This is a genomic window from Moorella sp. E306M (genome assembly GCF_006538385.1).
In the GTDB taxonomy this organism is placed as follows: Bacteria; Bacillota; DSM-521; order Neomoorellales; family Neomoorellaceae; genus Neomoorella.
In genome coordinates this window covers 2,684,479-2,708,983 of record NZ_BJKO01000001.1, presented here as the reverse complement: position 1 = coordinate 2,708,983, position 24,505 = coordinate 2,684,479, and the positions used below count along the sequence as shown (strand labels likewise).

General features: G+C 58.6%; 29 protein-coding genes and 1 pseudogene. All 30 read right to left on the bottom strand.

Annotation, left to right across the window (positions count from 1 at the left end; genetic code table 11):
• Positions 1-11: 11 nt before the first annotated feature.
• The 30 genes and pseudogenes from FLZ89_RS15790 to FLZ89_RS13885 all read right to left on the bottom strand — a co-directional run bounded on the left by FLZ89_RS15790 (position 12) and on the right by FLZ89_RS13885 (position 24,505).
• A complete protein-coding gene (locus tag FLZ89_RS15790; RefSeq protein ID WP_172613637.1) occupies positions 12-179 on the bottom strand; it encodes a hypothetical protein in 168 nt (55 codons plus the stop codon).
• Between the two features lie 392 nt (positions 180-571).
• The gene (locus FLZ89_RS14020) at positions 572-877 is read right to left on the bottom strand and encodes a hypothetical protein (protein WP_141264575.1); all 306 of its coding nucleotides are present in this window, start codon (positions 875-877) and stop codon (positions 572-574) included.
• A 12-nt stretch (positions 878-889) separates the two neighbouring features.
• Positions 890-1,645, bottom strand: a complete 756-nt coding sequence (locus tag FLZ89_RS14015) for a hypothetical protein (protein WP_141264576.1) — start codon at positions 1,643-1,645, stop codon at positions 890-892.
• 68 nt (positions 1,646-1,713) lie between these two features.
• Positions 1,714-2,055, bottom strand: a complete 342-nt coding sequence (locus FLZ89_RS14010) for a hypothetical protein (protein ID WP_141305181.1) — start codon at positions 2,053-2,055, stop codon at positions 1,714-1,716.
• A gap of 635 nt (positions 2,056-2,690) precedes the next feature.
• Positions 2,691-2,909 (bottom strand): hypothetical protein, encoded by a 219-nt coding sequence (locus FLZ89_RS14005; protein WP_141264578.1) that lies wholly within the window; start codon positions 2,907-2,909, stop codon positions 2,691-2,693.
• A gap of 405 nt (positions 2,910-3,314) precedes the next feature.
• The gene (locus tag FLZ89_RS14000) at positions 3,315-4,370 is read right to left on the bottom strand and encodes an RNA-guided endonuclease InsQ/TnpB family protein (RefSeq protein WP_253256499.1); all 1,056 of its coding nucleotides are present in this window, start codon (positions 4,368-4,370) and stop codon (positions 3,315-3,317) included.
• A 37-nt stretch (positions 4,371-4,407) separates the two neighbouring features.
• Complete coding sequence (gene tnpA, locus FLZ89_RS13995; protein ID WP_141264488.1) at positions 4,408-4,818, bottom strand: IS200/IS605 family transposase; 411 nt, start codon at positions 4,816-4,818, stop codon at positions 4,408-4,410.
• Between the two features lie 122 nt (positions 4,819-4,940).
• Positions 4,941-5,372, bottom strand: coding sequence for a hypothetical protein (locus FLZ89_RS13990; RefSeq protein WP_141264579.1), 432 nt, complete (start codon positions 5,370-5,372; stop codon positions 4,941-4,943).
• Between the two features lie 132 nt (positions 5,373-5,504).
• The gene (locus FLZ89_RS13985) at positions 5,505-7,430 is read right to left on the bottom strand and encodes a hypothetical protein (RefSeq protein WP_141264580.1); all 1,926 of its coding nucleotides are present in this window, start codon (positions 7,428-7,430) and stop codon (positions 5,505-5,507) included.
• Between the two features lie 21 nt (positions 7,431-7,451).
• Positions 7,452-8,450: an S-layer homology domain-containing protein gene (locus FLZ89_RS13980; protein WP_141264581.1), complete on the bottom strand. Its 999-nt coding sequence runs from the start codon at positions 8,448-8,450 to the stop codon at positions 7,452-7,454.
• A 285-nt stretch (positions 8,451-8,735) separates the two neighbouring features.
• Positions 8,736-9,002, bottom strand: coding sequence for a hypothetical protein (locus FLZ89_RS13975; protein ID WP_141264582.1), 267 nt, complete (start codon positions 9,000-9,002; stop codon positions 8,736-8,738).
• A gap of 33 nt (positions 9,003-9,035) precedes the next feature.
• Positions 9,036-9,854: a hypothetical protein gene (locus FLZ89_RS13970; RefSeq protein ID WP_141264583.1), complete on the bottom strand. Its 819-nt coding sequence runs from the start codon at positions 9,852-9,854 to the stop codon at positions 9,036-9,038.
• A gap of 28 nt (positions 9,855-9,882) precedes the next feature.
• The gene (locus FLZ89_RS13965; protein WP_141264584.1) at positions 9,883-11,445 is read right to left on the bottom strand and encodes a type IV secretory system conjugative DNA transfer family protein; all 1,563 of its coding nucleotides are present in this window, start codon (positions 11,443-11,445) and stop codon (positions 9,883-9,885) included.
• A gap of 21 nt (positions 11,446-11,466) precedes the next feature.
• On the bottom strand, positions 11,467-12,375 hold the full coding sequence (locus FLZ89_RS13960; RefSeq protein WP_172613636.1) for a hypothetical protein: 909 nt from the start codon (positions 12,373-12,375) through the stop codon (positions 11,467-11,469).
• Positions 12,376-12,415: 40 nt separating this feature from the next.
• Complete coding sequence (locus FLZ89_RS13955; RefSeq protein WP_141264586.1) at positions 12,416-12,685, bottom strand: hypothetical protein; 270 nt, start codon at positions 12,683-12,685, stop codon at positions 12,416-12,418.
• On the bottom strand, positions 12,666-13,769 hold the full coding sequence (locus FLZ89_RS13950; RefSeq protein WP_141264587.1) for a hypothetical protein: 1,104 nt from the start codon (positions 13,767-13,769) through the stop codon (positions 12,666-12,668). Before FLZ89_RS13950 ends, FLZ89_RS13955 begins: the two co-directional genes overlap by 20 nt.
• Before the next feature lies 1 nt (position 13,770).
• Positions 13,771-14,142, bottom strand: a complete 372-nt coding sequence (locus tag FLZ89_RS13945; RefSeq protein ID WP_141264588.1) for a hypothetical protein — start codon at positions 14,140-14,142, stop codon at positions 13,771-13,773.
• 32 nt (positions 14,143-14,174) lie between these two features.
• Positions 14,175-14,813 carry a metal-dependent hydrolase gene (locus FLZ89_RS13940; RefSeq protein ID WP_172613635.1) on the bottom strand — a complete coding sequence of 213 codons (639 nt, stop codon included), beginning with the start codon at positions 14,811-14,813 and terminating at the stop codon, positions 14,175-14,177.
• Between the two features lie 5 nt (positions 14,814-14,818).
• Entirely contained in the window at positions 14,819-15,274 is a 456-nt protein-coding gene (locus FLZ89_RS13935; RefSeq protein ID WP_141264590.1) for a DUF4406 domain-containing protein, read from the bottom strand.
• Between the two features lie 19 nt (positions 15,275-15,293).
• Positions 15,294-15,719, bottom strand: coding sequence for a hypothetical protein (locus FLZ89_RS13930; protein ID WP_141264591.1), 426 nt, complete (start codon positions 15,717-15,719; stop codon positions 15,294-15,296).
• 18 nt (positions 15,720-15,737) lie between these two features.
• Positions 15,738-15,956, bottom strand: a pseudogene (locus tag FLZ89_RS16610) (DNA methyltransferase); the annotation flags it as partial.
• Positions 15,940-16,233, bottom strand: a complete 294-nt coding sequence (locus FLZ89_RS16220) for a hypothetical protein (RefSeq protein ID WP_253256498.1) — start codon at positions 16,231-16,233, stop codon at positions 15,940-15,942. The gene FLZ89_RS16220 and the pseudogene FLZ89_RS16610, both read right to left, overlap by 17 nt.
• An 81-nt stretch (positions 16,234-16,314) precedes the next feature.
• Positions 16,315-17,208 (bottom strand): DNA methyltransferase, encoded by an 894-nt coding sequence (locus FLZ89_RS13920; protein WP_141264593.1) that lies wholly within the window; start codon positions 17,206-17,208, stop codon positions 16,315-16,317.
• The gene (locus FLZ89_RS13915; RefSeq protein ID WP_141264594.1) at positions 17,201-17,419 is read right to left on the bottom strand and encodes a hypothetical protein; all 219 of its coding nucleotides are present in this window, start codon (positions 17,417-17,419) and stop codon (positions 17,201-17,203) included. The genes FLZ89_RS13920 and FLZ89_RS13915 overlap by 8 nt, the downstream gene beginning before the upstream one ends.
• Positions 17,420-17,621: 202 nt before the next feature.
• Positions 17,622-18,650 (bottom strand): DUF4417 domain-containing protein, encoded by a 1,029-nt coding sequence (locus tag FLZ89_RS13910; RefSeq protein ID WP_141264595.1) that lies wholly within the window; start codon positions 18,648-18,650, stop codon positions 17,622-17,624.
• A 6-nt stretch (positions 18,651-18,656) separates the two neighbouring features.
• Positions 18,657-19,307, bottom strand: coding sequence for a hypothetical protein (locus FLZ89_RS13905; RefSeq protein ID WP_141264596.1), 651 nt, complete (start codon positions 19,305-19,307; stop codon positions 18,657-18,659).
• 79 nt (positions 19,308-19,386) lie between these two features.
• Positions 19,387-20,754 carry an amidoligase family protein gene (locus tag FLZ89_RS13900; RefSeq protein ID WP_141264597.1) on the bottom strand — a complete coding sequence of 456 codons (1,368 nt, stop codon included), beginning with the start codon at positions 20,752-20,754 and terminating at the stop codon, positions 19,387-19,389.
• 52 nt (positions 20,755-20,806) lie between these two features.
• Positions 20,807-22,651, bottom strand: coding sequence for a hypothetical protein (locus tag FLZ89_RS13895; protein WP_141264598.1), 1,845 nt, complete (start codon positions 22,649-22,651; stop codon positions 20,807-20,809).
• Between the two features lie 322 nt (positions 22,652-22,973).
• A complete protein-coding gene (locus FLZ89_RS13890; RefSeq protein WP_141264599.1) occupies positions 22,974-23,453 on the bottom strand; it encodes a DUF3368 domain-containing protein in 480 nt (159 codons plus the stop codon).
• Positions 23,432-24,505: a helix-turn-helix domain-containing protein gene (locus FLZ89_RS13885; RefSeq protein ID WP_141264600.1), complete on the bottom strand. Its 1,074-nt coding sequence runs from the start codon at positions 24,503-24,505 to the stop codon at positions 23,432-23,434. The genes FLZ89_RS13890 and FLZ89_RS13885 overlap by 22 nt, the downstream gene beginning before the upstream one ends.

Sequence of the window (24,505 nt, the reverse complement as noted above, 5' to 3'; positions counted from 1 at the left end):
CCTCGACACTTCTAAGCCCCGATACCAGCCTTCCTTATGCAGCGATTAATCCTCGCCAAGCGCTCAACCATATTTCGGTTGAGGTTACGCAACGCCGCAACTCTTTTTTTCAACTCGCTGTTTTCCTTCTCCAGCTTTCGCACCGCTTCAACGTCGTTAAGCTTCATGCGTCTTGGCATTTGCGGACCCCCGGTGGCCCGCAAACGCCAATCTCTCCCCTTTCGTGGTTTGATTTGACGTTTTACCGAGCTTAAAACCGGGAAGCCCTCGGTTTTAAAAAAGCAAAAAGATGCCCTCCGGAAGCCTTTACTAAAACTTTCCTTCCGAAAGACGCCTTTTCGTTATAAAGTTTGGTTCTTAAAGCCTATACACTTAAAAGACTTGCCCCGTCAAAACGGGGGTATCCTAAGACTTGCCCCACTTACAAGGGGGGAATTAAAGACTTGCCGCCCGTAAAAGCGGGAAAAGTAACTTCGGAGGTTCTGCCCTCCCCCGAAGCCATATCTGGCAAACAGATACGGCCTCGGGGCGGGGCAGCGGCCCCGCCGTTAAAATACTCCTTACCGTTGTGTCAAAACCTGTAATAATCTTCCATGAGTCTTTCCTTTATTTCCTTCCACACCGCCTCGAACCTCCCCCCGTGGTGGGATATCCCCGCCACGACGTGGGCGAGTTCGTGGGCCACCGCCGCCAGCACGTCCTCGGCACTCTTAACGTGCTGGAAATTAAGGGCGATGTCCACGCGCTCTTCCGTGGCGTCCACCGCCGCCCTCAAATGAGGGGGCAGATCGGTGGAACCGTGGATGGACACGGGGCGGCATGCGATCTTTTCGGCAGCTTGCTTGATCCGGAGCCACCGTATTTTTTCGTCCATCATAATTATCCTTCCTTAACGTCTGACCCACCACTCTTCGGCAACGGACTCGACCTCGACAGCGGAACCGTTACGAACAGCGGCATCGGCATTTCCCTTCGGTACCCACGTGTACGGGAAACCGCTACCACCTTTGGAGAGCCTGATATTTTTATAGCTGGTATTCGAGAAGAGAATGCCTTTCTCTTCAACGAACTTGCCGTAAGTCCTCACGTGCCCCCTGTCGATAACGGCGTACTTTCCGCCCAGGAAGGAAAGGATCCCTTCCCCGGCGAAAGCCGTGATCACCGCCGCGGCCCTGGTGTCTGACCACGGCCCGGGCGGCAGGTAAGAACCCTTCCTGCTCCGCCGCAATTCCCGCAAGACGTCGGGGACGAAACGGAGGAAAATGTCTTCCCACCGCTGGATCACGCCGTTGTGGAACAGAAGCGGCTTTTTACCGCTCCACGTCAACCGCAAGGGCGATTGAAGATCCACGATAAAGGGGTGAGTCATCTCCGGGCTGACCCCGCCCGACGTGGCCTTGCGGAAATGGACCACGTGGGGCAGGGCATTGACCTTCCTCGCGTAAAACTCGATAAATTCCTCGACGTCCATAAACCCTTTTCTTAAATGATTCTTGCCCCCGCTGGACCAAGCTACCCCGGCCCCGTCGGGATTATTGAAAAAGCAGTTTTCTATTTCTTCATAGGTCAATTTACGTTCAATCGCCACAGCTATAATGCACATTATATTCGACGCGGCGGCACCCCCGGCGGCCCGCCGCGCCAAACACCTCCTTTGAGAATGTTTGGTTTGGACGGGCCGTATCCGGGCGGCCTATTATGACGTATTAACCTTTAAACCTGTACCAAATAACAAAGATTAAATTTAACTTGACCTATATACCGCGCGGCACGTATCCGTCCGCCATGCCGCCGAACGATATCCCGAACTTTATTGGACTGCTCCCAAGCGTTCCACCTGTCGCGGAACGTGGGAGAAACAATTAATCCTCCTCCTTTTATGGAGGAATCTTTTTCGAATGTCCAGAAATCGGTACCCCGGCCTTCTCCGTACAAATCCTGCCGTGGTTCGGCGATCAACCTTTCCACGTACAGGTCGCGAGCAACAGCGACTAAATCGCCGCCCTCAAACTCGATTTCCAGATTGAACGGGACGCTCGCAAGCGGGTCGTCCAACCTCATCCCTACAGTCCTCATTATCGGACGCGCAGCAGGCCCCCGGCGGCCCACCGCGCCAAACACTTCCTTTAAGTAAGGTATTGGTTTTGGCAGGCCGTGTCCGGGCGGCCGCTTCCGTCGTTTAAAAGTCAATCAAACAATAACGTCGCGTCCTCTCTCTTACCCGATAATTATTGCCCAAGGACCAAACCACCCGAGCAAACAACCGTCTCATCCTTGTTGAAACCATAATCGGAACGTCGACGGAATGTACGGCACGCATAACCTTAATCTCGTTTCAATAAGTGATAAATAACGCAACCAGTTAAACCTCCCAGTATCCCGAAAAAAAGGCTTTCAAGAATACCCATCCGAATGCCCCCTTAACTATCAATTTTTGGGTCTTGTTGAGCTACACGGCATAATTGTTGCCGTGCCTACGCAATAGCTTCTGCCTTCCTCTGGAAAAAGCCCGTCCTCATCGAGATCGGCGGCACAAACGGCACATATATATTGGTTTCCCACTAGTCTTGTTACCGGGCCATAGGTTATATAATTATCTGGAGTACCGTGACCAGGCACTATCTGCCGACCGCAACACTCACAAACCATCATGCCACATCTCCCTTTCGCTTTTTCTTTGGAATACGCAGTTATTCCGATAAACTTAGATGCCCAAAATCTGTTTTGACTTTGCCTAAGTCGTTATCTCGTATATACTTTGCCACCACGTTAAGAGCTTGCTCGGTTATCTCATCGCAACTAGTAACAATGTCAATAAACTCATAAGCATTTGCGCTCTTTTTTGTCCTAACGGCATATATCTTGCCGTCCTCATTATTAATAGCGATAGTGTTTTTATATTTGCTCATAATGCTCGCTCCTTCGTTTTTTAAACATTATGGACAACAAAAACAATATCAAGTGAAACAATGTGCATAAAGCATCCTCCTTTCAAAAATGCAAAAAGACGCCTCCGGAAGTCTCGTGCCAAAACTTTCCTTCCGAAAGACGTCTTTTTTAAAAACCCGACGTTTTTAATTAACGCTTACTTTAACAGACTTGCCCCGTCAAAACGGGGGAAACCGTATGACTTGCCCCGCCTGCGCGGGGGTTGACTAGACTTGTCGCCTATAAAAAGGCGAGTACCAGTGAACTACCCCTCCCTAACCCCTCCGGGTTAGGGAGGGGCTTCGGTAGGGTTTCCTGCTTCATCGTAACCCCAACGGGTCAGCTCCACAGGCGTAACGTCCCGTGGTTCCCACGGTAGGGAAGCATCATGCCGCTTCCAGAGCCAACGCCTTTTTCAGGATATTCCGGGCGGCGTTCACATCTCGGTCGAGTATTAGGCCGCAATAAGGGCAGCAATGAGTCCGCTCGGATAATTCTTTAGGCACATCCATTCCACACCCGCTGCATACCTGAGAAGTGCCGGAGGGGTTCACTTTGACCAGCTTAGTACCAGCCTCTGCCGCTTTGTACTCAAGCATAGCCATGAACTCTCCCCAGCCTGCATCAGAAATGCTCTTGGCTAGGTGATGATTTTTGACCATTCCTTTAATGTTTAGCTTCTCAACAGCAATCAGGCCGTAAGTTTCCACCAGCCTGCGGGATTGCTTGTGCAAAAAGTCCCTTCGTTGGTTACAAACTTTGGCGTGCAGCTTGGCCAGCTTTTGTCTGGCCTTTTTCCGGTTGCGGGAATCTTTCTTCTTGCGGGAAAGGTTGCGTTGGGTATGTTTGAGGCGTTTTTCCATTTTTCTCAGGTACTTGGGATTTTCAATGATACTCCCATCTGAAAGGGCCGCGAACTTTTCCAGACCAGCATCCAGACCTGCGGCAGGTCCGGTATGAGCCTGCGATTGGGCAAGCTCTATTTCTGCGGCAAAAATGGCCCACCATTTGCCGGCGGCATCTCGTTTGACGGTAACAGTCTTGATAGTGCCAGGTATTTCCCGGTGTAACCTTATCTTCACCAGGCCGATTTTTGATAATCTCAGCTTGCCGTCCTGGAAAGAAGCGCCTTTCCCTTCTCCAAACTGGGTGAAGGTGATAGATTTATAACGTCCTCTCCCTTTGAACCGGGGATAGCCCGGCGTTTTCCCGTTCTTGACCCGGCGAAAGAAAGCGGCAAAGGCCTTCTCGACCCTGAACAACACTTCCTGGGCTACTTGAGAGTGTATCTCCCGGAGACGCTCATCCGTCTTCTTGGCCTCTTTGAGCCATACCTGCTGCTCGATCCGGGTAACAGATCTCTTTTCCCGTTCCCAGGCTTCTTTTCGCTGGGCCAAGGCGGTGTTGTATATCCACCGGCAGGTTTCCAGCCAGCGCAACAATAGGGATTCCTGCTCCTTGTTAGGATAAAGCCGGAATTTATAGTTCCTGGTTTCCTTGAGACTGGACGTAGCGTTTGACATCCTCCAGCTTCACCTCTCCTACGGTAGCCAGGAAATAGCTGGGCGACCAGAAATGGCCGCCCCAAAGCTGCTTTTTCACTTCCGGAAACTTCCGGAATATCAGCCGCGCCGAAACAGATTTCAGGGAGTTGATGAATTTTGAAAGCTGTATTTGAGGTTGGGAGGCAAAGAGGATATGGATATGATCCCTGTCTGTCTCCTGTTCGATTATCTGAACGCCGAATTTTTCCGCTACGCTTAGGTTGACCTGCTTGAGAAAACCAGAAATTTCAGGTGTCAATACCTTACGCCTGTATTTGGTACACGCCACATAGTGGAACCGAAGGCTGTAAACGGCATGGCATCCTTTGTCCAATTGATACTTCATGACTTTATTTTACTATAAGAATCGAAATATGGCGAGATTATCTCCCTGCCTTTCATCCCCGCCCTTACGGGCGGGGACTTCCCGGCAGGGAAAGTTAAAAATGAAGATAAAATCTTCCGTCTTTATTCTACATCGTTTTTAAAATTCAAGCAAGCCGGCAAGTCGCTCACCGCCAAATCTTCCTCCCTGCACCAATACGCCCCCGGCGGCACTAGGCCCCTGCCCTCCTTGGCGCCCAAGACCAGGACAACCACGCACGGTGGGGGCGGCAAACGGTCGTAAGGCACGACCGCCACGGCCATTTCGCTCCCGTCCGGGAAGAAGGCTTTCCCCGCCCCGTAGCGGCCGCCGCTCCCAAAAAGCCGCGCCGCGAACCACCCGGCGGCCCGCTGCCGGGCGAACGACGCCGCGTCCCAGACGGAATGGGCGCGGGGGAGCCACAGCGTCTCTCCGCCGAGGTACGCCCTGACGGCGTAGCCGGCGGCGCGCAACGAGGCGAAGCGGCGGGCGGCTTCGCCTTTCCGCCTGAACAGGAGCTCGCACGCCCCCGACATCGCCCCGCCGCTCGCTTCGAGGAATTCCAACAGCCGCAAAACCGCCGGGGACGTGACCAGGCCGGGGCGGCGGGGGATCGGCTCTATGCGGACTTCTTGGGGCATGGAATATCCCCTCTCTTGCCTGAAGGTTTAACCGCCCAACTCGACGTGCAGCCCTGGCTCACGCGGCCCGGTGTAGTAGTTCATCGTCTGCTGCTTGGCGTGGATCATCACTTCGGCCACGTTGTCCGGCGGGTAGGCGTCTTGCAAGCCTTCAGGCCAGGCCTCTATATGCACTGTATAGGTGCCGGGGCTATAGACCCTGAAGCGATACGGCCCTGCAGGCTTGGAGCCTCCGGGTGGGACAGTGACGGTGTACGCCTGCCTGCCCGCCGGGCCGTCGACGGTGACCTTAGCCGTCACCGGGTTGGGGTTGTCGTCCTTGCGGGTGACTTTAATGTTAACGCCGCCCTCGGCGTAGCCGGTATCCATGCCTATATATATCGGATCGATGAAGGGCCAGGCCTTCACCGCCAAATCGCACCCGGCTGGGTTAACCCACACCTCTTTGGAATTGTTGCTCCAATCGCGGTCGTCCGGCGGGTTGACCGGGTGGATCTTCGCAACCAGGGTGTCGCCGGCCGCGTCGCCGTGCCAGGTGAAGGTAAAGGTCTTCTCTTCGCCCGGCTGGAACTCTACCGGCACCTGGTCGTTGAGGGGCGTGCCGTCCGCAGCCGTCACGCTATAGCCGTTGTTGGTAAGGGATAGGGTAGCCTTCACCGGCACGGGGTAATCCGCGGCCAACCCGTAGACTACGGTCCCGGTGTAGGCTTTGCCGGGCTCGGCTTCCGAAGCGCCGGGGTCCAGAGTTTTGACGTACATATCAGGGGCGATAGGTTTAACCGTGACGTCAACGTAGTTGTCTTTATACGTGGATTCCCATATCCCCTTAAAAGGGTTGACCGCCACCCGCACCCTATAAGGGCGGTCTTCCACCTTGAATTTCAGCGTCACCGGCGCTTTGTCCCACGCTTTCACCGGGACTTCGGCCGCCGCCGTGACGTAGGCCCCGCCTTCGCGCTTCACCGCCACGTCAGGCGCCAGATCAGCGGAGCTTTCATTCGTAATTGTGTAATGGGCTTCCTTTTCTTCCCCCGGGGCGCCGGTTATTTCAACCGGGCCTTCCAGCTTTAAATTCGCCCACGGCGTTATCGCCCCGATGAAACCCGGCACCGACGCGGGACTACTTTTCAGCTGGTCGCTCCAGTCTTTGCCGCGGTAGAACCCCGTCCCGTCCGGGGCGTTCTCGTCATAATAAGGGGTGGTCTCCGCCGCCACCTGCCAGTTGCCCGTCTGCGGGCCGGGGTTCAACAGCAGGTGGTAGTAAAAAGTAGCGCCGTGGTCGAAAGCGTCTAAGGCCCGCAGGTATTGCGTACTCCCGTCGGCGGAAGGTATCAACCCGTCAGAATATGCCTTGTTTGCCAAATAGGGCTTCCACTTCGCCGCTAAAGAATCGTTCATTCCCGCCTCTTGTGCCAAGAATTCTTCCCGTGACGGCATGGGGACGTTCACGAATATGCCCGAAGAAGCGTCTCCGGCCCAGGCGTTGCCTTTGTCTATATAACGTACTTGCGGTAACACATCAAAATAATCCGCCAGGAAATTCACAACGTCGGGGTCGTCTAAATCAGCGTCCGGCAGAATGACCTTTTTCGTCCCGGACGCCGGGGCCGGGGTCATGTTGGAGTTAATAGGGATGTAAAGCTCGTTCAGGCCGTACCGGCTCCCCTCCTGCGCCCATCCCGGCTTGGTCCAGAGCTCACCCCAAACCAGATCCACGTCGCTCAGGCTGATTTCACCCTTATTTCCCTCCAGACTGGCGGTAACAGAATTGGGGTTATACAGCAGCACCGGCACGCGGCGGACGAACCAAGTCATGCCGTTGGAAAGGGGGGCTTGGGAATCAGAAGGTACACCTTTAATGTTCTCGCCCCCAACAAAAGCGAAGGCTGGACTAGTCAACGTCACCATGAGCAGCAAAAAGAAAAAAGCCCTAAAAAAGGCTTTGCGCAGCATGGATAATTCACTCCTCTGAATTTATTTTATTATGCCTACCAATTGCAGGTATTTTAAATCTCTATTCTCAGGCGGTCCGCCTTGCGTCATCATCCAGCGGCCGTCAATTTTCTTGAAGCGGGAAATCACGATCCCTTTATATCCACTCTCAGTTTCGATTTTTGCTATCACAATAGCGACAGCATTGTGTTTTACAGCTACCTTTATTTCGCTTTTTGTTATCTGGTAATTTTTCCGCCCGTCATCCCGCCAGGCGTACATGAATTTCCGCTCACCCTCAAAGTAATTCCTTGTGACCCGTTTGTAGGGCAGCTTGTCGTAAAAGCTCAAATCCACATTACGACGTGCCTCGAAATCGGCGGCATTGGCATTAATATCTTCCAACGCTTCTTTAGCCGCTTGTATCAACTCATCATCCAAAGGCAAATTATTATCTACGCCCTTCGCCACCCTGAGCAGCAGCACCGCCGCCTCACCCCGCAGCAGGTTCTGGTCGGCCCCCAGGACGCCGGGGCTGACGCCTTTCATCAGGCCAGTCTTGCTGGCGTAGATGGCGTTCGGGTCGGAGGTGTCCGTGAAGGTCGCGCCCTGGTCCTTCACCGCCACTTGGTAGACCTTAGCAAGCCTGCCCAGCCACTTCGCCGCCTCCAGCCGGGTAATGGCGGCATCCCAATTCCCGCCTTTGTCGGGGATTACCCCCGCCTTTACCAGGCCGTCCACGGCCCCGTCGTACCAGTTCGGCCCCGGCGTGCCCCCGGCGTCAACGATGCGGTTCAGCACGGCCGCGAACTCGGCGCGGGTCATGTTGTCGCCCAGCCTCAAAGTCCCGTCCGGATAGCCCCCATATAGTTCAAAATCAATGGCCTCTACTATGTCGTCTTTGCCCCATGCGAAATCAGTGTCAATGGAACCTTTATCGCTGAAACGGTATTCCATCTCGGCGCGGGCGGCGGGCAAGGCTACGGACAGCGTCAAAACCAGGAAAAGCGACAACGATACGGCAATTTTTCTGACGTTCACGAGAATCCCTCCAAAAAATTTTTTTATTTGTGGGGCCACCCCCGTGCCGGCCCGTGCGTGCGGGGATGGCCGCTGCAGTATGCCAGGAAACTATTGGACACCAAATGCCGGAAATCCTTTTGCTGACGACTTTGACCTTCTTTGACTTTATATTACCATCTCCTTTCTGTAATTACAAATTATGTTATTATCATTATTAAATGATAATATGTCGCTATACCTCAACTGAACAAATTGTCACCTTTTAGCCCCGAAAAATGTCGAATTACGCAATTTTTCGCTTTCCTACCCGCCCCAAACTTGGTTCCCGTTTGCGTCGAAAATGCCCCAATCCCAGTGACTGGTTCTTTTAAAGACGTATTCTCCCGACAGGAGTTTTTCATATATTACCTTTGGAATATCTGCTTCTATCGTGCCGCTGCTCGCCCAATCTTCGAGAAACCCTATTTCTGCATGAACCCCTTCTTGCCCTTTGTATGGTCCGCGCATTATTATGCCTTCATACAAAATTTGCCAATCTTTGGGAAGGTAATAACGTATTATCGAACCCATTGTCTTTCAACCGCCTCTTCATACGGCTGACCTTTAAGCTAACACACCCCGGAGCCGCAACCTCAACTTCCGGTTTTCCCGGTCGAACTTTGCCACGGCGCACGCCACCCGGTCGCCGCGGCCGACCTCGCCGCGCAGCGGGTACGAAGCCAGGCCCACGATGCCGGGCGACACCTCGACCCACACGCGGGAGCCGTCCGTGGAAGCCACCACGCCGGTCACGAAATCGCCCCGCTTGAACGAGGCCGTCTCCCACGGGTCGGGCCGGGCGTCCTTGATAGACACTTCGACCGTGCCTTTTTCGGCGTCGACCCGGAGCACTTTAGCCTTAACGGCTTCCCCGATTTTGAACAACGCCCCGAGGGGCATCGTCCGACTCCACGTGGCCCGCACGCGCGGCACCTCGACGAGCACGCCGCCGCCGATGTCGACAAGGAGCCGGGCCGGGGTTTCCCCCTCGCGGGGCAGGATGGCTTTGACCACGCAGTCTATGGTCTGGCCTTCTTTGAGGGAGCCTGTTAATTCCTTCCGCGCTTCGGCCACGGCGGCCGAGCGGGAGCATACGGCCACCGCGCCGCCCTCGTCGTCGCTTTTGACCTCTTTGACTTTCACGTTCACCGTCTGCCCGGCGAAGCGGAAAGCGAGGCGCTGCGTTTCGACGCCCATCTCCGAAAAGGGCACGAACCCTTTGACGTCGGGAAAGTCTGCAAATTCGATCTCCCAGACGGGCTGGTCGTTTAAAGTGGTGACTTTGGTTACCACCGCTTCCAACGTCGTGCCGCGCTCTTTGGCGGCCCACAGCATTTTTTGGACGTCGCGCTTCGCCGCAGAAAAGCCTTCAGGTTTGATCATGGATAAAACTCCCTTCTATTTTTTTTGTTTACCCTATTTTCCGAAACAATTTCGCCACAGGGTCGACCGCGGGAGCGCGGCCCTGGCCGTTGCCGCCGCTGTCGTCCCCCGCACCGGGGCGGCGTTTTCCGGCCGCGCCCCGGCCTGTCGCCCCGCCGCTGCCGTTCGCTTCCGCCGCGGCGTCGACCTTGCTTTCGGTGCGGCGGCCGCCGCTGCCGGCCCCCGGAACGGCCCCGCCGTTTCCTTTGCCCGCTACGGCGTCCCCGGCAGCCGCCGGCACGGGCGTGCCCGCCGCCGCACCGCCGCCCTCCCCGCCGTGGGCGAGGGCGAACAGACGCGCGACGTAAGCGTCGACACGCCCCGCCGGAACGCCGTCCCGCTGGTCCGAAAGGGCGAGCAGCCGCCGCGCTTTCTCTTTGTCGCCGGGTGGCGGGATGGGGTTGCGCATGGTGAACACGACCGGCGAACCCACGGCCGTCGTGTGGATGGCGGCGTGGAGGGCTTTCCTCTGCACCAGGTCGGCCGTGGTGAAGCCGGGGAAGTATTTCACCAGCCGGCGGGCGTTCTCTTCTTCCACGTAGAGGACTACCATCGTCCCCACGTTGCCCAGGATGCCTTCGAGCACGTCTTCGGGGATGCGCTCCAAATACTGGGTCGCTATGACGAACCCCAGGCCGAATTTCCGGTCTTCCGACAGGATGTTGGCCATGACCCGGGTGGCGTAGTTGTGGACCTCGTCGGCGATCAGCACGTGCGGCCGCCGCCCCTCCCTGGGCCGCCCGGCGCGGGACAGGGCCGAGAAGTGGAACCTGTTGACCAGGGCGCCGCCCATGAGCGGCGTCACGTCTTCCCCGGCGCCCGACAGGTCGACCAGCAGGATGTGCCCCTCGTCCATGACCCTCAAAGGGTCGATAGTGCTCTTCGGCTGGCCCACCACCCGCCGGACGCGGGGGTAGGTGGCGAACGCTCCCAGCTTGTTCCATATCGGTCCCAGGGTCTCCCCCGCCTTCTTGGCGAACGCCGGGAACTGGTTCTCCCAGAAGCTGCGGAGCACCGGGTCGTCGGCTATCTTCGGCAGCGTCGCGGCCCGCAGGCTCTCGCTCGACAGGAGCGGCTCCAGAGAGAGTATCGTCTGGCCGCCGACCCGCGCGAGGGTCAAGAGGGCGTTCTTCAGGATGTGCTCCATGCGGTAGCCCGTCCCCATCGGGAAAAGGTCGCGGAGCATGTCCACAAACGCCCCCACCGTCACTTCCTCTAGACCGGGCGGGGCTTCTAAGAGGTTAAACCCCCGCGGCCGGTCGGTGTCGCGGAAATGCAATACGTGCACCCGGTCGGCCACCCCGTCCGGGAGCCGTTCGAGGAGGTCGTTCACCGCGTCGCCGTGGGGGTCGATGAAGGTGAACCCGGCCGCGCGGTCCGGGTCGCGGGCGAGGTTTTCCGCCATGGACAGGCACCAGTTTAAGAGGGTCACCGTCTTGCCGGAGCCGGTCTTCCCGCAGATGAAGGCGTGCTTCATAAGGTGTTCCATGGGGAAGTAAATTGGTTGGTCGAGCTTTTCCGCGTGGTCGGAAAGGCCGAGACGGATGCGCATGCGGTAAACACCGTCCTTAATTTAAAACACCACGTCTTCCAGCGACGGCCCGGCCGCGGCTTCTCCCGCGTTCCCGCCGCCCTCTTCCAGAGCGTAGGGCAGAAGCTCGTCACGCAGGGCCAGGATTTCCCGCCATTCCTCCCGGCCAGCCGCCGGGCGAACAACCTCGAAAGCCAGCCTGGCCGCCCGCCGCCCCTCGCGTTTTTCGAGCCGCGCCCTAGTCACGACGGACGACAGCGGCCGGGCCGGGCCGCCGCCCGCGCCGCGGACGACGGAATTGACGAAGCGGTAAAAACCGCTGGATTGGCCGGATGGAACGTCAAAATACAAAAGCTCCCGCACGTCGACCGCAGGCACGAAATAGAGGCGCGGCGAAAATACGCATTGGCCGGAATGAACGCACCGGGCGCATTCCACGACCGTTCCGTCTGCGAGACGCCCCCTCTTGCCGTCCCGGCTCAAACATGCTATCCCCCCGTCGCCCCAACGCACCCTGCGGTTGTCCCAGCGGACCAGAAAACCCTCCAGAACGTCGCTCGAACGCCCGTCCGGGTAATCAAAAGCTCCGTTCTCGTGGTTAATGGCCACCCGGAAGACGTGCACCTCCGGCAGAGCCGCCGCTTCGGCTTCCAGCTCCGCCGCAAACAATTCGTCGCCGGCGAGGTCGTCCGGCAGGCCCGTGGTTTCCGGCGATTTTTCCTGCTTTCCGGCCGAAACGGGTGGCCCGCCCGCGGCCGCTCGCCCGTTGCCGGTCCCGGCTTTAGTGGGTGAGGCCGTGCCGCTCCCCCCTCGGACCTCTTGCCCGGCGGAAAGCCCCTTAACGCCGGCGTCTTCAGCGTATTTGCTGTCGCCGTCGGCGGACTTTCCGGCCGGCTTTTGCCCGTCTTTGCCGTTCAGGTATTTTTCCAATTCTTCCGGCGTCACTTTCACACGTTGTCACCCTTTCAATTAGGTTAGAAGTAACTTTCAATCAAATTGTCACATCGATACCCCAACAAACTAATGAAATTAACAACACTAACAACACCAAAAATCCCAAGTTAAAAGAACACTTGGCCACATAATCCACGTTGCCATCCGGCCGTTTAAAATGGCCGACCCCTATTTCCACCATCGGCGTATCTAATTTGCTGAGAAACCTATAGTATTTGTCCAAAATTCCTTGCATTAAAACACCACCTTGTTTTTGTGATGCGGTTTGTTTTGCGGATATGCTAGATTCAAAAATCCTGATCATCACCCAGTAACATCCCCGGCGGTGCGGCCGTCCGGGCCACGTCGCGCTCTAATGCCGCCCACAGCGGGGAATCGGGTCCCGGCACCACGACCAGGTTGGCCAATTCGCTGCCGGTCATGACCGCTTTCTCCCCGAAGCCGCCCAGTGCCACCCGGTCGCCGTGGCCGTGCCGGCCGGAACGCTCCATCCTGTTCAAATACGACATCGCGGCCACGGCCGACGCCGCGTCCGCGACGAACTTTTCGGCCGCGCCTTTCGGCCCGCCCCGCGCCGCCATGCGGACCGTCGCCTCGTACACCCGCTCCGGGGGCAAAAACCGCGACCGCATCTCGTCCGCCGCCATCGCCCGGGAGGGGTTCAACGCCCTCACTTCGTTCTGGATGCGGCGGGCGTCCGCCGCCCTGCCGCGGTTCGCCGGCCCGGCGGCCGGGGACAGGAGCGCGTCTTTTATCTCGCCCCAGACGTCGCTGGACTGGACGCCCACGTAGCGCCGGGCCTCGGCCTCGGCCTGCTCGCGCATCTTGCCTTCCGGCAACGGGGCGAAGCAGACGTCGAGGAGCGCTTCCACGGGCGCGTCCCGCCCGGCGCCCAGGGCCGTCAGCACGGCGACCAGGACGGACGGCGGTCCCTGGAGCCTGCGGAAGGGCAGGAATTTGCCGCCCGCTGCGTAAAACTCGGTCAGCGCCCCGCCCGTCCAGCCCGCAGCGGGACTGGAGGCGGGGGCGAGGGACACGCGGGGGTACGCCCCGGCGAACGCCCCCCGCACGACCCCAACGTATTCCGGCGGGCACCCGAAATAAAGGGCCACCCGTCCGCGGGCGACGTGGGCGAGAAAGCGGAACGGCGGCGGCCCCAAGAGAGACGCCTTTTTGTTCACCCCGGCCATCAGGTAAAAAAGGTTGAGGGCCGCGCGGGCGTCGTACTCGTAGTCGTTGGCCGGCAAAAGTTTGAAATACTCGCGCGGGTCCTCGCGGCTGCGGTTGAATATGGAGAAGTTGAATAACGGCACGGAGAAAGACCCCTTTCTTGGTATGTACTGCCCTTTGACATTTTTTGACTTTTGATGCCAAAAACTGCCGGTCAGCATTCTATTGTGCTTCCAGGAATAATTGTTTCAGAACGGCATATTTCGGTTTTTCCTTTCCTGCCTTTTTCTCCCACTTGCACAACCAGCAACTGCACGACAAGTTCCATTTTGCCAGTTTGCCGGGCTTGTCAACCAGCGGATCCTCCGCCCGCCGCAAACGCCAAGAGTTTTTCCGAATTTCGAACCGCCGTTTAATGACACGCTGCCGGTGGTGCCGCCGCAGCGACCGCATCCACACCGGGCGGCCCCGCCACCCGCAGGCGGCGCAGACGCCCCGCCAATCAACGGTTTCCCGGCCACACGCCGGACATGCCTTCCGGCGTCTGCCGTCCGGCCCCAAACAACCGTTCAGCCAGGGAAACTCCTTGAGCATGTCCAACAACCCCACCAACCTTGTGCTTTACTTCACAATTGGCCTAAAAAACACCTCACCACGTCTAAAAGGTCAGCCACAAACCTCCGCCACCCCCGCACCAATGCCTCCCCCAGCGGCCCGCCCAAATGCACGCCGCCGGGCAGGGCGAAATTAAACGCGCCGCCCGCTACCTGGGCGTAGCCGAGGTACGCCGCGGCCGCGTAAAGACCGCCCCGGACGGCCACCGTCTCCAGGAGGCCACCGGTGGGGATAATAGGCGGCAGCGGGAACCGCGCCCGGGCTTTCCAAGGCCAGAACAACGGCACGGCCTGGGGGTTGAGCATGTCGAGGAGCAGGTGGCTCAAGTACCCGGCGGCCAGGGCGAGGGCCAAGGGCCCAGCCACGCTCCCGCCTAAAAACCGCAGGGCCGTCAGCCGGGCCGCGGCGTAAAACAAAAAAACGGCCAGCAGGCTGTGAGTCGCGCCTCTGTGGCCGAAAGCCATCTCGACCGCGTCTGACACGATGGGTACCCTGCGGCCCACGTAGCTGCCGGGGTGGTCGACGTCCGGCAGAAGGCCGCCCAGCGCTCCGACGGCCGCCAGCGACAACCAGTATGGGCCGAGGCAACCGGTTTTGGCGAGCAAAAGGGCGGCCGTGAAGCCGCCCAGGGCGTGGGTTCTGGCGGTCATTAGAATCATCCTTCGCGATAGTCGATTATCGGCATCCCCAACATCTGCGCCTTCTGCCGCTCCAGCCAGCAGCCTCCCGACTTTTCCCATTCCCCGGCCAGCCACAGCTCGTCGCACCGTTCAACCAAAGCGAGACAAAACATTAAAGCCAACCTCCTTTCCGCCGGTTCGCGGAGAAAACCAAACACCAGGATGGGGCATATCGGCACGACGCCCGGATACGTGGCGGCGATCCGGCGGCATATCTCCGCCGCTTTCGCCTTGTTCCCTTCCGGGTCATCGGCGAAAGGGTGGGCGACGTAGACCAGCTTCGGCCGCTCGATCGCGGTAGGTACGGGACAAACGAGAGGACTTTCGGCAGGGAATTCCGGGGTGAGATTCCCAAAATATGTCGACGTCGACCCGATATGGCCGTATTTAGCTATCATATCTTCAAATTCTTTCAGCAAATCGTTCTGCATCTGAACCCGCTCCTTTCCGCTATTTGTTCTGGCTCCAATCGACGTCCGTCCATTTCAAAACAGATCGGTCCTTCGAAACTTCCTTCAAGATCAGCCTCCGGCCGTCCGGCAGAAAAAAAGCGTAACGCGGATTCCAACCCGCCCCCACCTCGTCCAAAGACGCCCGCGGCGAAAGGGTCAAAGGCTTGCCGTCGACCAGCAGGTTAATGTCGTCATACTGCGGGTAGCTGTGGCTCAAACCTGTGTAGACGATTTTATGCCCACTGTATTCAACCTCCACCCCCAGCTTCGTTTCAAGGACGACCGGGACGGCCTCAAAAGCGCGCTTATCTTTGGCATCCACCCAGTGCAATCCGCCTAAGACCGACAAAAAAAGAATCACGATAAAGATCCACATTAAGATAGATCCAATATGCACCAAAATATCTTCAACTAATTCCCGCATAAACAACCCCGCCTTCGCCTAACAATTTTCATTAAAGCTAAACCTTCCCTGCACCGCCTCAGCCGCAACACGTCTGAGGGCCATCTCCGCGTATTCCGGGTTCACCTCGAATCCCAAACCTCTGCGGCCCAGCCGTGCGGCGGCCAAAAGCGCCGTGCCGCTGCCGCAGAACGGGTCGAGCACGAGGCCGCCGGGCGGGCAAAGGGCCGCGACCAGCCGTTCAGTCAGGGCCAGGGGGGAACACGGCGAAATGGGCTCCTTTAAAAGCGGCCGTGGGCAGAGTCCATACGTCGCCAGGGTTTTTGCCGTAGGGGTGAAAATATTCCGGCCAGCGGTTGTCGTGCAGCCCGTCGACGTCCGGCCGCAGAGAAGCGGCGGCGTATTTCCCTTTTTCACGTTCTTGTTCCGGGCGGTCCAATTCCCAATCCAGGAACAGCAATTCCTGACCCGGGGGCGGGCCACCGCCTAAGCCCAATTCCCGCATCACCCTTTCCCTGCCGGATAAGTGTATCAAGCGGCTATGGCGCTCTTTTCTCGTCGCCGCTTCCAGAAAGGCTTCCGCTTTCGGCCCGCCGGTCTGAACGGAAAACGTTCTTTACAAATAGCGGGCATTCGTCGAAGAAGCGTGCGGCTCGCGCACGGCGTCCAAGTCGAAATAAGTGTCCAGACGGACGAGGTGCTGTCGCCAATCCGTCTCGCACCTCTCCAAGGGTAAGACGCCGACCGAACCCCACGCCGAACAGCGCCGCCTGAATTCCCGCTCGATTTCCGGCGGGGCCGAAGAGCGGATCTGGGCGTAGGGGCCGGGAGTGGTATCCTTGATAAAACGAAACACGGCCTCATAGACCGTGCTGAACCTGGTGCGGACAGAAGAGGGTATGCAGTTGCTCTTTCTCCAGATAATGTCATCCCTGCTTATCCACCCGTCGTCATTAAGAACAAAGCGTACCCGCCATGGTATGCCGAGTTTCATTTTATCCGGATCGGTTCGGGCTGTCCGCGGGCGGGCACTTGGGTAAGCCTGCTCTTTCGACCCCGGCCCGCTGCCGCCTTTGGCGGGGTTGCGGGCGAAAGTGTCGCCGAGGACGACCGCCAGGTTGCCGCTCTTTTTGAGTACGCGGCGGCACTCGCTGAAGATTTCCCGCAAGTGGTCGACGTACATCCGCCAATCCGGCTCCAGGCCCAATTGCCCACGCCACGCGCCGCATTTGCGGCAGAAAGCGCCACTGGGGGGCGTTTTCTCCCAATTCAATTCAGGCCTCTTCGCCTCGCCACCGCGCGGTTCCCCGCCGCGGTTCGGCCACCCTTCCGGGTGCCGCTCCCACTCGTGGGCGCACCCCGGTTCCCCGCCCCACACCGTTTCGGCCGCCGGGCCGTAGTCGCGGAGCGACCAATATGGGGGCGAGGTGAGGATGAGGTCGACCGACTCGTCGGGTAAACTTTTAAGCAATTCGCGGCAGTCGCCGCAACGAACCTCGAAATCAGGCATAACCTTTTTCCACCTTTTCCCGGTACGCCCGCTGGGCGTTTTCTATGTTCGCGTCGTCAAACCCCGGCACGTAGATTTCCTTCCCGCACTCGCAACAGAGAGCGATTTTAGCCGGGTAGGCTACGCGAACGCCCCGGATTTCCACCGTCGCAACCTTTTCCACTGTACGGTAATCCACATCTTTGTCGCACCAGTAACAATACCGTTTCACTTGGCTTCCCCCCACGGCACAGACTCCTTGAGCTTTCTTTCCGCCCGGGCACAGGCCTTATCGCAGAGCAGCCGGAAATCCGGCGTACATTCATTCCAACCCCCGGCCCATCCGCAATCAGAGCAATACATCAAACCGCGAAAAGGGCCGTGCAAAAGCCCGCGGGAGCCGCATTCGGGGCAATGCAAAATCACCACCTGGTTCAATTTTCCGACCTTCCCTCGCTTTTGCCCCCGAGCAATCCTTCCCAAAACCCCTTTACCCGCCGGGCGTTCTCAAAGAAAAGCCGGTCCAGCGGCATATCCCTGCCCTCTTTCCGGGCGTCTCTGGCGCGGGACGAAAAGACGAGCATGCCCCGCCGCGCCGAGACGAAGCTCACTGTGTCCACCAGGGTCAAAGGCCGTTTTCCGGCCGCGGCGGCGACGGCCGGGAGCCTTTGGGGCGAGACCGCCCCCACCACCGCCACCCGCACGGACGGCGGGACCAGGGAGCAGAAATACCGGAAACCGGCCAGGTACCCTTTCCACGCGGAGCCGCCCTTGTTCTGCCGGCCCACCGTCTGGAAGGAAAAAGCGGCGCACCCCGCGCCGCTTTCCCTTATGAACGCCGCCCACCTGTCCAGGTCGGCCTTTTCGTACCACGAAACGTCGACGACGACCGGGATGCCCGCCTTGGAAAACTCCAGGGCGGCCAGGGCCGAAGCCTTCATGGCCAGAAGGTGCTCCATCCTGGGGGAATCCTCGTAGACCGACACGTTGGGCGCGAAAGCCGCCGCCCGGTTGGCCTTGAGGGCCGCCGGCCAACGGTCCTTCCGCTTTAAGAAACTTTTGATGGCCTCGTCGGGGACGTAGAGGTCCAGGATAACCTCCGTCCCTTCCGGCAGCCCGGCCGTCTCCCGGATCCCTTTTTCCCACGCCCGGACACGGAACTTGCCGCCGTGGACCGCCGCCCACGGCAGATCATTTGGCCCCGGCCTTTCGTGCAGAGGCGCCGTCACGACGGGGAGGTAGGGCGGAAGGTCCGGCGAAACTACCTCCCCCGCTGGGAGGGCCAGCCCCTTATATTTCCCGTAGACGGCGTCCCAGACGCCGGGCCGGTCCGGGCAGATGTAGCCGCACGCCCGGCACTGCCTGCCCGGCTCGCATTTCAGAGACAGCCTGCCGCAGCCCGGACAGCCCGAGCAGAAGCCGTCCAGGTATGCCGGGCAGCCGCCGCATTCGCCGCAGAGCATAAAACATCAACTCTTCCGCTGGTAAAATTTCTTAAACCGAAACTCAGGTATCACGATCTTCCCCACCCGGCGGTATTCCATCCCCGGTTCAGCCTCGATCGACGGCACGCTTTCCCTGTCGATCCCGTCTATGCACGCCGGCCGGAGCTCGGTGATGCTCTCCGTGTCGAAGAGGCGGCAATAGTCCCCCGCCGCGTCGAAATAGACGCACCCCTCGCATTTCGGCAGAGGACGCTCCTCGCTGAAGGCCTTCACGCCCGCCCGCTCGTACAGGGTGATGTCGCCTATGTTGTGGAGAGACGCGATGAAGGTCCAGTCGGAATCGATGTAGATGGTGTGGGCAGGATCTTTGCCTTCCGGCGCCCACACCGGCTTGTCCGGCGGCAGCGTGCTGTCCGTCACCAGCACGGGCGTGCCCATCGCCGTGACGAAAGCCGCCGTCTTGGCGGCGTAGTCCGCCCGCATGTACCAGCATGCGTCTTCCGTCTCGCAATCGTAGTATTCGACGCCCACGACCCCGCAGACCAGGGCGTAGGGGCCGTCGGCCTCAATTTTCGTCTCCCCGTTCTCGACGTCGGCCACGAAGGGGAAGACCGGCTTGTATTCCCGGTCCAGCGGGTGGAAATAGCGCAGTTTCTTTCCTATCAGACCGCTCAAATCAAACATCTCCTTATTACCAATTTTTCCTTTTTATTACATTATAGCATATCGACAAAAAAGATGAATACTTGACTTTTTACGACGCTGGCTGCCACCGGCTCGTGGCATATAGCCAGAGGGCGGCCGCTTTGTCGCGGGCGCGGGTGAACACCGTGTCCAGGAATTCCCTCACCACGCTGTGGTTTTCAGGCTCGCCGCCAATTGTCTGCCGCCGCGCCTGGGTGCCCCGGGCGAGGACGCGGTCCGGTATGCGGCTGTCAACCGCCGGGTCGTCTTTTGCGGCCGTGTCCACCAGTCCGGCTGCGATGCGGACGTTCGTCTGGATCTGCCGCGGGTCGAGGGTGCCGTTGAAATAGCGGAATTCGACCGTCTCGCGGCGCTTGTTGACGGCGTGGTAGTGGCCGGTGTTGTCCAGGGTCTCCCTGTTGGCCACAGGAACCACGTAGCTGGTGCCGCGGTGCGTGCCGCCGGACTCGCCGCCCGCAGCCATCCGGAACAAAAGGTCTTCGTTGGCCTTGACGAGCCGTAACAGCCTGTCCCAGCGGCGGTTCCGGGAATCGAGGGGTGCGGCCGTGCCGATGTGGACGTGGCCGCCGCAGCGGGCCGTCGCCTGCCCGCCGTGCCGCCGGACGATCTCGCAGACTTTCTCGATTTGCTGCCACGCCGTGGGCGTGTCGCGGAAAACCGGGGAGACGAGCTCGCCGCCGGTCACGGAAGCGTCCGTCTCGAACGCCCAGAGGTTTGGGTTGCTCCGGCCGCCGTGGTACCCGCTCTGCCACGGCGAAGCGATGAGCCCTTCCTCGTACAGGTCGCGGGCGATGGCCTGCCGGTCGCCGCCGTCGAACTCGATCTCCACCCCGAACGTCATGTTCGGGTTGGGCAAGACGTCCGAATACAGGTATTCCGGCGGGTTCTGGGCCTGCTGCCAGAGCTCCGCGAACGCCGCGTCGTCCGCCGCCACGATTTCCGGCTCGACCTGGCCGGCGGCGGCGTAAGACGCCGTGCCTTCCGCCCAGACCCCGGCCACGCTGTCTTGCCGTCCGGTCGCGGCCGCGTCTTCCGCCCGCCTGGGCACGTGTGCCGCCGCGGCCTCCGCGGCCGCCGACGCCGCCGCCACATTTCCGGGCGCCGCCTGGCCCGCAGCTCTCAACGCCGCCAGCACGTGCCGGCATGCGTAGTTGGGGTCGCGGTGGTGCCTGATCGTGAAATCCGGGCACTCGCACGAATAACGCCCGGGTTCGCAGACCACATTGTAAACGTGGCCGCTGCCGCTGTGGACGACGGCCGCCATGGGGCCGGTGAAACTGACCGTCACGTTCTCGGAACGTCTCCGCGTCCGGGAATAGACGTTGTTGACGACGACGGGCTCCGGCGCGACCTCTAACGGGGCGCCGCCGGACGCGGCGGCCGTCCCGCCGCCAGCCCCTGCGCCAGATGCGGTCATCCCTCCGCCGCCGCCACCGCCGCCCGCATAAGCGGCCGCTCCGCTCCTGCGCTTAGGCACTTTCGATCACCTCTCCCTGATTTTGGTCCGCCAGCCTTCCGGCGACTACCTGGACCAGCCGGGCCAGCGTCTCTTCGCCCATACCCGGCGCGGCGTTGACTTCCAAGACGTACCACCGCCCGTCCCGCCGGTCCCGTATGAGGTCAACCCCGGCCAGGTCCAGGCCGCACCGCCGCCGCGCCTCCTTGGCGGCCTCGACGGCCTCGCGGGGCAGCCGCCGTACCCTCTCGTACACCCGCTCCGGGGCGAGGTCTTCCGGGCTGGAGCCGGGCACGGCGTTCTTGCGGTGGGCCGTCAAAACCTCTTCGCCGAAAAGGGTCACGCGGTATTCGTCCCTTTCCGGTATGAATTCCTGGAAGAAATCGTAGGCGTAGGCCCTGCGGCGGCCTTCGTCCGTGCCCAGGTCAACGACCTCTTTACCTTCTCCCCGGGAGCCGGACGCCCGCTTGGCCACCACGCGGCTGCCGAACAGCCGCTCCGCTTCCCGGACGTCGAAAGTCGACCGCGGGGCGAGGTCGCCGAGGCGGCGGAGCATTTCGACCTTGTCGGCCGCGCCGGAGGTGTCGCGGTTCGCCACGCCCCCGCCGAACGTCCCGCCGCTGCCCCAATTGATGTGGACGACCGTCCCAGGGGGAGCGTCGGGGGAAGCGGCGTAGGGTATCCCCAGCCTCCGCAGATGCCTGGTGAGGTCCGCTGTCCGCCCCCGGCGTGGAACACTAAAGAAAATACGCGAAGCTGCCCCTCGCATCTCGGGTGAAGCCAATGCCTCACGCGGCGGCGGCTCGGGGAGAGTGACGGCGCGGCGGCTCACCGTGAAGCCGTTCCGCCGCTCCTCGCTGGCAAAGTTTAATCGGCCGGCCCGCGCCCGCAAGACGTCGGACGTCTCCCGGGCCGATTGGGACCACCGCTCGGCCAGCCTTATCTCCCGCTCCAGCTCCGGCGGCACACGCTCGCCGCGCCGCTCGTATTCCGCCGCCGTCTCCCGCGCCGCGGCCAGCCGCCGCTCAAGCTCGGCGTATTTGGGCGTGACGGCCCGGAAATCTTCGGCCGAAGCCGCGAGGCCCATCAAATCTGCCCGCGTCCGCCCTAGGTCCCTTACCTGAAAAGCTACCGCTTCGCCGAGCGTACCCGCGGAAGCGGACGCGAGGTACGAAGGCTGAAAATCGTCTTCGGCCGACAGGCTCATAGCCAGCGGCAGCCTGTCCCGGTAGGGCGCCAGGGCTTCCTGCCCGCTGACGGGCAGCTCGCTGTCCACGAACCTTTCCAGCTGGCCGTAGCGGAATGCGAAATCGCGGGCGGCTTCTCTCGCCCTGCTGTCATCCCCGTTCTCCAGCGCCCAGCGCAATTGCCTTTCCGGGTTGACCATCCTCCGGCGCAGGTACTCGTACAGCTCGCCCCGCTCTTCCGGGGTCAGCTCGTCGCCGCGGTCGTAACGGCCCCAGAGGTCGTTGAACCGCCGGACTTCGCCGGCATCATATTGCAAGAGACGATTTAGCCTGTCAGCGTACCCGTCCCGGAAGACGACCTCCCGGTCGTGCCGGGGCATCCTTTCCGGCAGCTGTATGGCCGCGCCGCCCGTTTCACCGCCCGCGGCCGTTCCGCCAGCTGGCACACCGCCCGCTGCCGTCTCCCCGGCCGGACTACCGGCCGCCGCGCCCTGGGCGGCCGCGTCTCCGCCCGTTAAGGGTCGGGCTTCGCCGGCCGGCTCGTCCAGGATCGCCCCGGCCACGCCGCCGCCGGAACTGGCGGCCGCAGAGCCGCCGCTCCCTCCGCCACCGACGAACCCGCCGCTACCACCGCGGCCGGAAACGGCGGCAGCGCTTCTGCGTTTGGGCATGACACGATCACTCCTTTCTTCCTGGAAATTGCCGACATTTATCGACAAAACTTGACCAAAAAAATAAGGATGGCAGTTCTTAGGAACCGCCATCCTCACGCCCGGAGTCCAGGAGTTTCCGGGCGTCCCAATATTCGCTTTCTAACTTGCGGTCCAGCGAAAAAATAAACCCTCGGCCACCCTTGACCGAGGAGAAGGAAAGTATAGTTATGTAACCACGATAAGCTGACCCGAATAACAGGTCGTTCATCGGTTCACCGTTGGACACCGGAGGCAAAGTTTAAGCAACAGGTCGACTTGGTTTTATTTTTTAGTCCACATCTCAATTCTTTTTTTTGCATTCATCTTCAGGTAGTCTTCTTCCAACACCTAGCATTTTTTTCAAAGAATCCGAAGCTGTTTTAGGCGCAACCATCTTCATTTCGACAAATTTGTCTATAACCCACAAAGTCCCATGGACTTCGATCCCTTCTTGTCTTGCCGCAACCCTTAAATCCCAATCTCCTGTTATTAAAGGACTTTTAAGTCTTTGGGCTAAAACTAATGCAAATAAATCGGGTCTAGATGGTTTTTTGTATTTTCTTGCATACTCCAAAACTTTAAGTACTTCCGCTCCCGATAACTCTTCTTTTTCTAAACCCAGAGCTACAAGTTTAAAGCCATCTGGTTCATCTAACTCTGCGATTATTGCATCTGGTGCGACCAATTTGTAAGGAAGGCGAAACATCTGTAATATTAGATCACCCTTATCTAAATCTATCCATAAATTGGTATCAGTAACTAGAGTTTGTCTTTTTCCCATTTATGCTGTTCCTCTACCTCCTGCCAAAATTCTTGTAGCGACTTACCAAGAAGTTCAGCTGCGCGAGGTTCAGAAATAATACCTTCTGACAATGCCCTTAATACTAACCTTTTTAGACGTTCCGGTTTTTCAGGAGGTAGTTGGTCTCCCGGTTCATTGTTATACCACTTTTTAACGCGAAAAAGCTTAAATAACCTGTCTGCTTCGCTTTCCGGGATAATGCCTAGATCTTTAGCCCTAAATATCCATCCCTGCATACTAAGACCATATTTGTGTTTCAACAAGTGAAGCTCCAATAAGTCAATTGTGTTTCGTTTATTTCCTAACTCACGTCTTACTGCTTCCGCAGGAACCAAAAAAGCACCCGCGAACCTATGACAGGCACGTTCCTTATCTATGTTTATACCCTCTTTTATTTTAATTATTGCGTGTCCTAGTTCATGAGCTAAGTTAAAACGATGACGATCTCCAGGTAATTCCTTCTTAATTACAATAACTGGACCTAGTTTTTTTTCTTCAAGAATACATGCATCAAACTCCATTGCACCATCGATTAAACCAATTTTAATACCTTTTTCTTCCAGTAACTCAGTCAAATTATCAATTGGGTCATTACCAAGTTGCCAAAATTCCCTTAATTGCTGTGCTACTCGTTCGGCTTCTTCAACAGAGGTTATATACCTATCAATTGCTCCCTCGGAAAGAGAAAACTGTGTAAAGACTTCTTCGTCAGGAAACAAGCTTTCCACTTCTAAGTATCTTTCGAGCCAGTCTTTTACTTGTGCAAGGATAGATTCTTCGCCCTTTTTTGTGAGAGAGGCTTTTTTTCGATAAGATGGTACTGATAGTTCAACGGTGTTTTCACGGAAAAAATACTCAATTTTTATCGAGAGTGCATTAGCTAACCTTAATAATACACCAGAGCTAGGTATATCAAGGCCTTTCTCATACTTAGAAATTGCATTATGACTTATCCCCGCACGTTCGGCCAACTGCCGCATGCTAAAACCCGCAGCCAGCCGGGCACTTTTAATGCGGTCTCCAATTGCCAT